This window comes from Rhodococcus sp. EPR-147 (genome assembly GCF_001647185.1).
GTDB lineage: Bacteria > Actinomycetota > Actinomycetes > Mycobacteriales > Mycobacteriaceae > Rhodococcoides.
In genome coordinates this window covers 1-10,748 of the sequence record NZ_LVCU01000032.1, presented here as the reverse complement: position 1 = coordinate 10,748, position 10,748 = coordinate 1, and the positions used below count along the sequence as shown (strand labels likewise).

The following is a 10,748-nucleotide window of genomic DNA, read 5'->3' as shown; positions in this document are numbered from 1 at the left end:
GAAGAGCACGTTGACGGCGAACATCGTCGCCAACATGATCCGCAACGTGTGGACCAACACCGTCATCTTCTGTGGCCACTTCCCGGACGGTGCGGAGAAGTTCACCAAGTCCGACATGGAGGGTGAGACGCAGGGGCAGTGGTACCTGCGTCAGATGCTCGGCAGCGCGAACTTCAATGCCGGTCCCGTCATGGAGTTCATGAGCGGCAACCTCTGCTACCAGATCGAGCACCACCTGTTCCCGGACCTCCCCAGCAACCGCCTGCGGGAGATCAAGGTTCGGGTGCTCGAACTGGCGGAGAAGTACGACCTGCCGTACACGACCGGTTCGATCGTTCACCAGTACTTCCTGTCCTGGAGAACCATCGCGAAGCTGTCGCTGCCGAACAAGTACCTGAGGGCGACCAGCGACGACGCCCCCGAGACTGCGTCCGAGCGTAAGTGGGCCGACGCGCCGGCGGGCCTGTTCACCGTCGATCCCGAAACCGGCAAGCGTCGTGGTTTGCGCACCGCCATCGCAGAAACGAAGAAGCGCAAGGGAATTCGCAGGCTGGTCGGTAAGGCCGCGTAAGTCCTGCACCGAATTGGAGCCTGGTGGCAACCGACCCCGAGCGGGTGGTTGCTACCAGGCTTCGTTCGTTCGAACGGCTTCGAGCAGGAGGCGCACCGCAGCAACACGTCGAGCTGCGTCTCCGGTGAGGGAGTCGAGGGCGCACTCGGGATCGGCGGGCGGGCCGAGGTGCGTGCATCCTCGGGGGCAGTTCTCGATCGTGTCGGCCAGGTCGGAGAACGCTGCGACGACGTTCTCGGGGGAGATGTGCGCCAGTCCGAACGACCGGATCCCGGGAGTATCCACCACCCAGCCGCCGCCGGGAAGCGGTAGCGCCACCGACTGTGTCGAGGTGTGGCGGCCCTTGCCGACGCCCGAAACCACCCCCGTGGCGCGATAGGCGTCGGGCACCAGCCGGTTGACGAGCGTGGACTTTCCGACGCCCGAGTGTCCGATGAGCGCGGTCACCGAGTTCGTCAGCATCGAGGTCAGCTCCGTGAGGTCCTCGGACTGGCCCGCCAGCACCACCGGTACGTCGAGATCGGAAAAGGCGGCGGTGAATTCTTCGGGGTCGGCCAGATCGCTCTTGGTCAGGCACAGAACGGGTTCGAGTCCGCCGACGTACGCCGCCACGAGTGCTCGTTCGACGAAGCCGGTGCGAGGAGGTGGATCGGCGAGCGCGGCGACGATGAGCAGCCGGTCGGCATTGGCCACCACGACGCGCTCGAACGGGTCGGTGTCGTCCGCGGTGCGACGCAACACCGTCCGCCGCTCGGCCACGCGCACGATGCGAGCCAGAGTGTCGACCTTGCCCGACAGATCTCCGACGATACCGACCTCGTCTCCCACCACGATCGGAGTTCGGCCCAGCTCGCGGGCGCGCATCGTCACGACCGGCCGTGCCGGGTCACCATCGAGCACGCATCCCCAGCGGCCGCGGTCGACGGACACGACCATGCCTGCTTCTGCGTCGTTGTGCTCGGGTCGAGTCTTGGTCCGTGGTCGCGAACTCTTGCCCGGTCGGATCCGAACGTCGGACTCGTCGTACCGGCGCGCGGTCAGGAGCCGACCCCGCTCGGTGTCGGTGCGGACAGCATTGCGTCCCACAGCGTTTCGAAACCGGGGAGCGTCTTGGCGGTGGTGCCGATGTCGTCCACCTCGACCCCGGGTACCCGCAAGCCGACGATCGCGCCTGCGGTCGCCATGCGGTGGTCGGCGTAGGAGTGCCAGACGCCTGCGTGCAGCGGTGCCGGATCGATTCGGATGCCGTCGTCGGTCTCGACGGCGCGTCCGCCGAGTCGGACGATCTCGGTTGTCAGTGCAGCGAGTCGGTCGGTCTCGTGGCCACGCAGATGGGCGATGCCACGCAGAATCGACGGCCCCGCGGCCAGTGCGGCGAGCGCCGCGACCGTAGGGGTCAGTTCGCCGATATCGTGCAGATCGAAATCGATGCCGCGCAACGTATCCGGGCCCTCGACGGTCAGGATGCCTGCGGTCAGGTCGACCCGAGCGCCCATCAGGGTGAGTATCTCGCGGAATGCATCGCCGGGCTGAGTGGTCGATTCGGGCCAATTCGGCACGCGCACTCTGCCTTTCGTCACCACCGCTGCAGCAAGGAAGGGGGTGGCGTTGGACAGGTCCGGCTCGATGGTCCAGTCGATCGGCGCGACCGGGCCTGGGTGCACCCGCCAGGTGTTCGCGTCACCACCGGACTCGGGGGTATCGACTCGCACGCCCGCACGCCGCAACATCTCCACGGTCATGTCGATGTGCGGCATCGACGGAACGGGCTTGCCGATGTGGTGGATTTCGATTCCCTCGTCGAAGGCCGCAGCGGAGAGCATCAGACCGGAGACGAACTGCGAAGAGCCCGAGGCGTCGATCTCGACCGATCCGCCGCGCAGCGAACCGGTGCCACGCATCGTGAACGGCAGCGCGCTGGCGTCGATCTCGGCCCCCACCGCGCGCAGAGCGTCGAGGATCGTGTCGAGCGGTCGGATACGTGCCTGCTCGTCGCCGTCGAACGACACTTCGCCAGCGGCGAGCGCAGCCAGGGGTGGCACGAAGCGCATGACGGTACCTGCCAGCCCGCAGTCGACGGCTCCGCCGTGCAGCGGTGCCGGAGTCACCCGCAACGACGTCCTGTCGTCCTCCGCGGCCTCGATATCGATGCCCAAGGTTGTCAGGGCGTCGATCATGAGATCGGTGTCACGGCTGCGCAGGGCACCGGTCATCGTCGACGAGCCGGTGGCGAGCGAGGCGATGATCAGTGCGCGATTGGTGATCGACTTCGATCCGGGCAGAGTGACTGTCGCGTCGACGGGTGCGACGGCGGCGGGGGCTGTCCAATTGCTCACCCGTCCATCTTCTCTCATTCGGGATCAGCGCGCGGCGATGGGCGCGGATGTAGCGGCTGTGAGCCGGACGAGATCGGCCGGTGCGAGTTCGATCTCGAGTCCGCGCCGACCTCCACTGCACAGAATCGTCTCGAGACCGAGGGCCGAGACGTCGATCACGGTGGGCAGGGATTTGCGTTGGCCGAGAGGTGAGATACCGCCGAAGACGTACCCGGAGGAGCGCTCGGCGGCAGTCCTGTCGGCCATCGTGATCTTTCTGGTGGACAGCGCGGCGGCCGCGGCCTTGAGCGAGCGCGTCGTCGTCACCGGGACGATCGCCACCGCCAGCGAGCGATCCGCTCGTTCGACGACGAGAGTCTTGAAGACCTGTTCGGGCCGAACGCCGAGTCGTTCGACGAGTATCTGTGCCGCCTCCTCGCCGTAGGACTGCGCCCGTGCGTCGTGGTCGTACGAATGCACGGTGTGCGCCACTTTTCGTGCGGTGAGCAGCGCGAGAGCAGGTGTGGACGCAGCCATTCACGGGACTCTAGCGATCGGGCGGGAACACGGCGGCACGACGCCGTGTTGTGCAACAACAGATACGAATGCAGGTGGAAGGAATGACGAATGGCAGTGCTGACCGCGGGACGTCCCCTCGCGCTGAAGGGGGTGATCTCTTCGCAGAAGTCGACTTCGGGCGCGGTAGCCTGGGCGGTGGAAGCTATCGAAGGGATCAGCGTGACAGAAGCCAGCAATCCCGTCGCTGACGTGGACGACGAGAAGGCGATCGCGGAGCGCAGAGCTGCCGAGACCGAGGCGCAGTTGACCGAGCGCTTCGAGCGCGACGCGCTGCCGATGCTCGATCAGCTCTACGGCGCAGCTCTGCGTATGACGCGCAACCCCGCCGACGCCGAGGATCTGGTTCAGGAGACGTTCGTGAAGGCCTACTCGGCTTTCCGGTCGTTCCGTGAGGGCACGAACCTCAAGGCGTGGCTGTACCGAATTCTCACCAACACCTACATCAACTCCTACCGCAAGAAGCAGCGTCAGCCCGCTCAGTACCCGACCGACGAGATCAGTGACTGGCAGCTCGCCGCCACCGCCGAACACACGTCGACGGGGCTGCGTTCCGCCGAGGTCGAGGCTCTGGACGCGTTGCCGGACGACGACATCAAGGCGGCGCTGCAGTCTCTTCCCGAAGAATTTCGGATGGCTGTCTACTACGCCGACGTCGAGGGGTTCCCGTACAAGGAGATCGCCGAGATCATGGGCACTCCCATCGGCACGGTGATGTCGCGTCTGCACCGCGGACGCAAGCAGCTGCGGGGCCTGCTGGCAGGGGTTGCACGCGAGCGTGGTTTCAACCGGGACGGCGCAGTCGACCGGCACGAGCAGGAGGTAGTCCAGTGACGGGCACCGGAAAGATCGACGGCGGGAACGACGGCGACGCACAGTTCGAGCGCCTCGACTGCTCGGCGGTGATCGCGGACGTGTGGGTGATGCTCGACAACGAATGCGACGAAGCGAGCCGATCCCGTCTGCAGAAGCACATCGACGAATGCGGATCGTGCTTCGAGGCCTACGGAATCGAAGAGAAGGTCAAGCGGCTGATCTCACGCAAGTGCGGGGGAGACCAGGCACCGGCCGGGTTGCGCGAACGACTCAGCGTCGAAATTCGACGAACCGTGCTGATCCGCCAGACGGACTCCGAGTAGTCGCAGTTCCTACTCACAAACGACGAGGGGCCGAGAAGCAGTCGCTTCTCGGCCCCTCGCGGCTTGTGGCAAACCGTCAGCTGTTGGGACGTTTGCCGTGGTTGGCCTTGTTGCCCTTACGAGCACGCTTCTTACGTCCACGCTTTCCCATGATGGGCTCCTCTCGTTTGTTCACTACAGTCTCCCACGTGTGATTGGCTTACTGTGACGGGCCTGGTCTCATATGGGTGTCCAGCGCAGTTCGTGGTGACGTGAGAGAGGGGTTCGCCGATGTCCGAGGACGTTCGCGCGGAAATGGTGTCCACTGTGTTTCAGGTGGTCGTGGCCCGAGGCGATGCCGTCGAGGTCGGTGACACCCTCGTGATCCTGGAATCGATGAAGATGGAAATTCCGGTGCTGGCCGAGACCGCAGGGACGGTCACGTCGGTGGACGTCGCGGTGGGCGACGTCATTCAGCAGGGCGACCTCATCGCCGTCGTGTCCTGAGCAACGATCACGTGAGATCTCGTGTCGACCCTCAGTGACCTTCTCGCCGAGCACACCGACCTCCCCGGTGTTGCGGTGGACCATCTCCAACGCGTCGTAGGCGAGTGGCAGCTGCTGGCCGACCTCTCGTTCGCCGATGTGCTGCTGTGGGTCGGCACGGACGACGTCTCCAGTGGGACTGCCGACGTGCTGTGTGTGGCCCAGTGCCGGCCGACGACCGCGCCCACGGTCTTCACTCACGACATCGTGGGAACGACGATCTCCGAATCCGAGCACCCCGATGTGATGGTCGCGCTGCAGCAGCGGAAGATCGTGCACGGAGGCGTGGTGACGCGAACCGAGAGCATCCCGGTGCGTTGCGGAGAGCACGTCATCGCGGTGCTGACCCGCGATACCAATCCCGCGCAGCTTCGACCGCCGAGCGCCCTCGAGGTGGCGTATCGAGAATGCGCCGACGACCTGTGTCTGATGATCAGCGAAGGCACGTTTCCCACCCCCGAAGAGCGCACCGATGTGAACTCGTCCCCCCGTGCAGGCGACGGATTCATTCGCGTCGACACCGAGGGGCTGGTGGACTACGCCAGTCCCAACGCCCTCTCGGCGTACCACCGGATGGGATTGACGACCGAGCTGTCCGGCCGGGATCTGGCGTCGGTCACGCGGTCGCTGGTCACCGACCCTTTCGACTCGCAGGAAGTGGCCGATCACATCAGGTCGTCGCTCAACGGCAACGTGGGACATCGGATGGAGGTCGATGCCCGCGGTGCCACAGTTCTCGTGCGCACGCTGGCCCTGCAGCCGCGCGGAAGGTCTGCCGGGGCGGCCGTGTTGATCCGCGACGTCACCGAGGTCAAGCGCCGCGATCGTGCTCTGCTCAGCAAGGACGCGACCATCCGGGAGATCCACCATCGGGTGAAGAACAACTTGCAGACGGTGGCGGCGCTGCTCCGACTTCAGTCGCGCCGACTCGAGAACGAGGAAGCGCGCACGGCGTTGTCCGAGTCGGTCCGTCGAGTCACGTCCATTGCACTCGTGCACGAAATGCTGTCGATGTCGGTGGACGAGGAAGTGGACCTCGACGAGATCGTCGATCGATTGGTGCCGATCATGCTGGATATAGCCACGGTCAATCCGAGGGTGCGAGTGGTGCGCGAGGGCAAACTCGGAGTCTTCTCGGCCGAACGCGCGACGCCCTTGGTGATGGTGCTCACAGAGCTGGTGCAGAACGCGATGGAGCATGGATTCGACGCCGGGTCGGCCGGTGTCGTCCGAATCGGAGCCGACCGGTCCGCGAAATGGCTGGATGTGGTCATCCACGACGACGGGCGCGGTCTGCCCACCGGGTTCTCTCTGGAACGTTCGGACGGCCTCGGACTGCAGATCGTGCGCACTCTGGTCTCGGTGGAGCTGAACGGATCGCTGGGTCTGCATCCCGCGGCGGGTGGGGGAACCGACGCGATGCTGAGGGTTCCTCTGGGACGGCGTGTGCCCAGGCCCTGATGCACGTTCGGTGAACAGTGCGTAACGGGCTCTTCGACCGCCAGAGGGACGCTGGAGGCCCGTGGAACGCAGAAAGCCCGGTATCCGCTACAGCGGATACCGGGCCTCGAGCGTGTGCTGGTTTCGCGTCCTAGACGGAGCTGCGTGCGCGCGTACGTGCGTTGCGTCGCTTGAGTGCACGGCGCTCGTCTTCACTCATTGCGCCCCATACTCCTGCGTCCTGGCCGGATTCGAGTGCCCAGGACAGGCATTCAGCGGTGACGGGGCACCGAGTACAGACGACTTTGGCATCGGCGATCTGCGCGAGCGCCGGACCACTGTTTCCCACCGGGAAAAATAGTTCCGGATCTTCATCGCGACAAATAGCCTTGTGGCGCCAGTCCATCCTCTGCTCCTTACCGGGCGCCGTAGCGCCGTTTCGTTTCTCTTCTGTTCACGAGTGGGTAACCAATGTTTCCGCACTGTTGCTTGTGAATGCTTTCACGAACTCAGGTGAAGTCAAGGGGTACGCGCGTGACCGTGGTCAAGCTCACTCTGTTAGGCTCGCTTTAGCCTTCTGCGCTCCTTTGTACCCCGAGTGAACAGATTTCGCTCGTGATTTCACAGAAAGTGCGCTCTGCGCCTCAGTGTGGCTCGGCACACGCTGCCCTCACATGCTCGGCGCAACCACCTGCAGCGCGTCGGGAGTGGAGAAGAACTCGGCCTCGGTGCGTTCGCCCAGGTAGTCGCCGTCCATCTGCAAACCGACCGGTTCTGCCGAGGAAATTCGGACGCTCGGTACATCGTCGATGCGAATCAGCTTGCGAGACTTCGGTTCTGCGCCTTTGGCAAGCAGCTGGCGAGAGACCCGCAACGTCGGGAACAACGCAGTCGAGCGCATACCGAACACTCCGAGACCCGAATCGAAACCGGTACCCGGATTGGTGTGCACCGGCCTCTGGTTCAAATAAGTCCACGGACTCGAATTCGACACGAACGCATAGTGGACTCCCTCGAACGGATCCCGACCCGGAACCTCCACCGTCAACCGAGCCGGCTGCCGCTTGTGCTTGAAGAACTCCTGCACAGCCGACCGCAGATACCGCGTCGCAGACACCGGCTTGCCGTCCTTACGGCCGGCATCGATCGCCCGACACACATCGGCATCCAGACCCATACCCGCGTTGAAGGTGAACCAGCGATTGTCGCAATGCCCCAACCCGATCGTCCGCCGCGCCCGTGCATCGAGCAGCCCGATCAACTGATTCGTCGCCGCAACCGGATCCGCCTCGATACCCAACGAACGAGCGAACACATTCGCACTACCGCCAGGAACGACCGCGATCGGCGGAATCGCACCGATCGTCACCGCCTGCATCGACGTCGGCAACGGCACCCCGAGCAAACCGTTGATCACCTCGTTGACCGTCCCGTCACCACCGTGAACGATCACCAACCCCATCCCGTCCTCACGGGCACCCCGAGCCAGCTCCGACGCATGATCACGATGAGTCGTCTGCGCAACCGTCACCCGCACCCGACTCGACAACGCATGAGCCAACAGATCCCGAGCCGCAGCAGTCGTAGAAGTCGCATTGGGATTGACGATCAGCAGCGCACGCACGAGCAATGACACTAACCGGGTCGTTCCGCACGCTCCACTCCCGGTTGCCTAGGCTGGTCGCGTGTCCACCTCACCCGAGAACCTCACCCCGCCGGCCACGTTTCGATCCGCCGGGGCGCTCGTCGCGGCGCAGGGCGTGGCGTCGTTGGTGGCCGCGATCGTCCTACTCGTCCGAGCGTTCTCCGGAGAGGGAGAGAACGCAGTGGCCAACGGGTACGGCACCGCCGGGTGGTTCGGTGTCCTGGGCATCGGAGTCGGCGCCGCAGGCGTTGCCCTGGTCCTCGGAAAACGCTGGGGACGATCCATCGCCACGGTCGTACAGCTGTTGCTGCTGCCCGTCGTGTGGTCGCTGTTGACCGGATCGCACCAGACCGTCTACGGCGTCGCCCTAGGAGTCGTGGTCGTCGGCGTGCTCGTCTTGCTGTTCAGCCCGCCGTCCTCTCGGTGGATGGCCGCCGAATACAGCGACGTCGACGACGACCTCCGCTGACGTAGTCGTTCAACGCGCTTGGATGGCCAACTCGGACAATGCATCCTCGGTCAGGCGGAACGTCGTCCATTCGTCCTGGGGATCTGCCCCGAGCGACCGGTAGAAGCCGATCGACGGGGTGTTCCAGTCCAGAACCGACCAGGCCAACCGCGTGTACTGCCGGTCGACGCATTCGGCGGCCAATGCGGCGAGCAGTGCAGTTCCGAAGCCTTCTCCCCGCGCGGCGGGTTGCACGTAGAGATCCTCCAGATAGATTCCGTTGACTCCGTCCCACGTGGAGAAGTTCAGGAACCACAACGCGCATCCCACCACCGTCCCCTCGTGCTCGGCGACGTGTGCGAACACCGACGGCTGCGCTCCGAACAGAGCGGCGCGAAGCTGCTCGTCTCGAACGGTGCACAGCGAGGACGACTTCTCGTAGGCGGCGAGTTCGTGCACGAGAGCGGTGACGGCGGGAACATCGGCCTCGGTGGCGCGGCGAATCATCCTGGGTTTCCTTTCGGTGCCGTGGCGGCGGTGAGGATCGACGGGTGCACGTTGTGCGCGACGAGCTGGCGGAACGAATGCTCGAAGCCGAGCAACGAGTACGCGGCGGGCGAGAGGGCGAAGCGTTTGCCCTCGGTGATGGGGGCCTCGGTCCAGCCGGCGATCAGTGCGCGCGAGAAGTGGCCGTGACCGACCAACACGACGTCGCGGCCGCTCAACAGCGGCAGGACGACCGAGAGCACCATGTCGACGCGTACGGCGATGTCACCGATGGACTCACCACCCGGACATGGATGCGTCCAGACGGTCCAGTGCGGCACAGTTTCGTGGATCTGCGTCGACGTGATGCCTTCGTATTCTCCGTAGTCCCACTCCGACAACGCATCCCACTCCCGATCGACCTCCAGGCCTGCGAGCTCGGCGGTTCGACGTGCGCGCTCTCGCGGGCTCGTGATCACCAGAGGATCGCGCAGGTTCAGTAATCGGAGCAGCGATCCGGCCTCGACGGCCTGTTGCTCGCCGACGCTGGTGAGGGGGACGTCGGTGTTACCGGTGTGCTTGCCGGCCAGAGCCCATTCGGTCTCGCCGTGCCGGAGTAGAACGACTCTGCCTGCCTCGACGCCGCCGTGTGTGGTCATGGAACGATCATGCCTGCCCGCGTGATGTGGCCCTTGTCATAGTCGACCTGCGGATGTGTCCGATTTGTCGATTGAGTACAGACCTACCGGCCGGTTACTCTCGTTCCGAATCGTCACTGCCATGGGCGACGCAGCTCTGTCCGTCGTGCCGCACAGCTCCTTCTCATCGACTTGGAGAACCATGACCGACCTGCAGAAGCCCGCGTCGCCCGATTCTCCGGAGAAGCTCGACGGCGCGTTGCTGAAGATCGCCGGGGTCGTCGTGCTCGGGGCCATCATGTCGATACTCGACGTCACCGTCGTCAGCGTCGCGCTCCGGACCTTCACCGACGTCTTCGAGACCACCTACGCCAATGCCGCGTGGACGATGACGGGCTACACGCTCGCCCTGGCCACCGTCATACCGCTGACGGGGTGGGCTGCCGATCGGTTCGGAACCAAGCGCCTCTACATCACGGCGCTGGTGCTGTTCGTCCTCGGTTCGGTGCTGTGCAGCTTCGCGTGGGACATCACCTCGCTCATCGTCTTCCGAGTGCTGCAGGGCCTCGGCGGAGGCATGCTGATGCCACTGGGCATGACGATCATGACGCGCGCCGCAGGCCCGGAGCGGATCGGGCGCGTGATGGCCGTGCTCGGTGTCCCGATGCTCATCGGGCCCATCGCGGGGCCGATCCTCGGAGGCTGGCTCATCGAGGCGGCGAGTTGGCACTGGATCTTCCTCATCAATCTGCCGATCGGCATCCTCGCTCTGATCGCGGCCGTGCTGATCTTCCCCAAGGACAACCCGACTCCGTCCGAGTCCTTCGATTTCCGCGGCATGCTGATGCTCTCGCCCGGCCTCGCACTGTTCCTCTACGGCGCGTCCTCGGTCGTCGAAACCGAAACCGTTCTCGCGGTGAAGGTACTGGCCCCGGTCATCGTCGGACTCGTGTTGATCGTTCTGT

15 protein-coding genes are annotated in these 10,748 nt (G+C 64.8%); 7 read left to right on the top strand and 8 right to left on the bottom strand.

The genetic code is table 11. The features are described from left to right. Positions 1–571 (top strand): fatty acid desaturase family protein (locus A2J02_RS01135; protein WP_197477895.1); only part of this gene is annotated, 571 nt, incomplete at its 5' end. A gap of 51 nt (positions 572–622) precedes the next feature. On the opposite strand, the gene rsgA is transcribed toward A2J02_RS01135, so the two are convergent. The 3 genes from rsgA to ybaK are packed head-to-tail and all read right to left on the bottom strand — an operon-like array spanning position 623 to position 3,423. Continuing rightward, on the bottom strand, positions 623–1,657 hold the full coding sequence (rsgA, locus tag A2J02_RS01130) for a ribosome small subunit-dependent GTPase A (protein WP_068045653.1): 1,035 nt from the start codon (positions 1,655–1,657) through the stop codon (positions 623–625). Beyond that, positions 1,609–2,925: a 3-phosphoshikimate 1-carboxyvinyltransferase gene (aroA, locus tag A2J02_RS01125; protein WP_068045650.1), complete on the bottom strand. Its 1,317-nt coding sequence runs from the start codon at positions 2,923–2,925 to the stop codon at positions 1,609–1,611. Before aroA ends, rsgA begins: the two co-directional genes overlap by 49 nt. Before the next feature lie 6 nt (positions 2,926–2,931). After that, entirely contained in the window at positions 2,932–3,423 is a 492-nt protein-coding gene (ybaK, locus tag A2J02_RS01120; protein WP_068045647.1) for a Cys-tRNA(Pro) deacylase, read from the bottom strand. Positions 3,424–3,513: 90 nt separating this feature from the next. Between ybaK and A2J02_RS01115 the strand changes: the two genes are divergently transcribed. Beyond that, on the top strand, positions 3,514–4,296 hold the full coding sequence (locus A2J02_RS01115) for a sigma-70 family RNA polymerase sigma factor (RefSeq protein WP_094642309.1): 783 nt from the start codon (positions 3,514–3,516) through the stop codon (positions 4,294–4,296). Then, positions 4,293–4,601, top strand: a complete 309-nt coding sequence (gene rsrA, locus A2J02_RS01110) for a mycothiol system anti-sigma-R factor (protein WP_255183292.1) — start codon at positions 4,293–4,295, stop codon at positions 4,599–4,601. Before A2J02_RS01115 ends, rsrA begins: the two co-directional genes overlap by 4 nt. A 76-nt stretch (positions 4,602–4,677) precedes the next feature. Here rsrA and A2J02_RS28990 read toward each other — a convergent pair whose 3' ends face one another. Beyond that, positions 4,678–4,752, bottom strand: coding sequence for a 50S ribosomal protein bL37 (locus tag A2J02_RS28990; protein ID WP_370878772.1), 75 nt, complete (start codon positions 4,750–4,752; stop codon positions 4,678–4,680). Between the two features lie 119 nt (positions 4,753–4,871). Here A2J02_RS28990 and A2J02_RS01105 point away from each other — a divergent pair, with 119 nt between their 5' ends. Continuing rightward, positions 4,872–5,087, top strand: a complete 216-nt coding sequence (locus tag A2J02_RS01105) for a biotin/lipoyl-binding carrier protein (protein WP_008717734.1) — start codon at positions 4,872–4,874, stop codon at positions 5,085–5,087. Positions 5,088–5,108: 21 nt separating this feature from the next. Continuing rightward, entirely contained in the window at positions 5,109–6,587 is a 1,479-nt protein-coding gene (locus A2J02_RS01100; protein WP_068045643.1) for a sensor histidine kinase, read from the top strand. 130 nt (positions 6,588–6,717) lie between these two features. Here A2J02_RS01100 and A2J02_RS27010 read toward each other — a convergent pair whose 3' ends face one another. Continuing rightward, positions 6,718–6,972 (bottom strand): WhiB family transcriptional regulator, encoded by a 255-nt coding sequence (locus A2J02_RS27010; protein WP_032366305.1) that lies wholly within the window; start codon positions 6,970–6,972, stop codon positions 6,718–6,720. Positions 6,973–7,236: 264 nt separating this feature from the next. After that, positions 7,237–8,190: a diacylglycerol/lipid kinase family protein gene (locus A2J02_RS01095; RefSeq protein WP_068045641.1), complete on the bottom strand. Its 954-nt coding sequence runs from the start codon at positions 8,188–8,190 to the stop codon at positions 7,237–7,239. Between the two features lie 61 nt (positions 8,191–8,251). Between A2J02_RS01095 and A2J02_RS01090 the strand changes: the two genes are divergently transcribed. After that, entirely contained in the window at positions 8,252–8,680 is a 429-nt protein-coding gene (locus A2J02_RS01090; RefSeq protein ID WP_068045638.1) for a hypothetical protein, read from the top strand. Between the two features lie 9 nt (positions 8,681–8,689). On the opposite strand, the gene A2J02_RS01085 is transcribed toward A2J02_RS01090, so the two are convergent. Next, on the bottom strand, positions 8,690–9,166 hold the full coding sequence (locus tag A2J02_RS01085; RefSeq protein WP_068045635.1) for a GNAT family N-acetyltransferase: 477 nt from the start codon (positions 9,164–9,166) through the stop codon (positions 8,690–8,692). Beyond that, complete coding sequence (locus A2J02_RS01080) at positions 9,163–9,804, bottom strand: acid phosphatase (protein ID WP_068045632.1); 642 nt, start codon at positions 9,802–9,804, stop codon at positions 9,163–9,165. The genes A2J02_RS01085 and A2J02_RS01080 overlap by 4 nt, the downstream gene beginning before the upstream one ends. A 181-nt stretch (positions 9,805–9,985) precedes the next feature. Between A2J02_RS01080 and A2J02_RS01075 the strand changes: the two genes are divergently transcribed. Continuing rightward, positions 9,986–10,748, top strand: a 763-nt coding sequence (locus A2J02_RS01075) for a DHA2 family efflux MFS transporter permease subunit (RefSeq protein WP_156516032.1), incomplete at its 3' end; no start/stop codon positions are given.

Excerpts from the sequence above, each read along its gene's own strand:
- aroA (WP_068045650.1), bottom strand. The coding sequence starts at position 2,925 with ATGAGAGAAGATGGACGGGTGAGCAATTGGACAGCCCCCGCCGCCGTC.
- A2J02_RS01085 (WP_068045635.1), bottom strand. The coding sequence starts at position 9,166 with ATGATTCGCCGCGCCACCGAGGCCGATGTTCCCGCCGTCACCGCTCTC.
- ybaK (WP_068045647.1), bottom strand. The coding sequence starts at position 3,423 with ATGGCTGCGTCCACACCTGCTCTCGCGCTGCTCACCGCACGAAAAGTG.
- A2J02_RS27010 (WP_032366305.1), bottom strand. The coding sequence starts at position 6,972 with ATGGACTGGCGCCACAAGGCTATTTGTCGCGATGAAGATCCGGAACTA.
- A2J02_RS01115 (WP_094642309.1), top strand. The coding sequence starts at position 3,514 with ATGGCAGTGCTGACCGCGGGACGTCCCCTCGCGCTGAAGGGGGTGATC.
- A2J02_RS01105 (WP_008717734.1), top strand. The coding sequence starts at position 4,872 with ATGTCCGAGGACGTTCGCGCGGAAATGGTGTCCACTGTGTTTCAGGTG.
- A2J02_RS01080 (WP_068045632.1), bottom strand. The coding sequence starts at position 9,804 with ATGACCACACACGGCGGCGTCGAGGCAGGCAGAGTCGTTCTACTCCGG.